The following is a 227-nucleotide window of genomic DNA, read 5'->3' on the forward strand; positions in this document are numbered from 1 at the left end:
CGAGCTTGGGCACCACTAGGGCACAATTCAAATCTAAAAGCTCGTCTTATCTGCATCTTTGTTTCCTGACTTCCTTGGCAAATTAAAATTTGGTCATGGGCTTAGATACTAATATCAGATACGACAGGTAATGTCTTTTGAATTTGCATATTCATTTGGTCTTTGCCACTAAGTACAGACGATATGTATTTACCAAACAGATATTGGACGCACTGAAAATAATTTTT

The 227-nt window shown here is 36.6% G+C and carries 1 protein-coding gene; it reads left to right on the forward strand.

Translation table 11 applies throughout. The annotated features are described in order from the left end of the window. Positions 1-143: 143 nt before the first annotated feature. Positions 144-227: transposase (locus tag ACYQ4O_RS13225; protein ID WP_460175904.1), on the forward strand; the 84-nt coding region annotated here is incomplete at its 3' end.

The sequence above is a fragment of the Turicimonas sp. TL08 genome, from assembly GCF_054660695.1.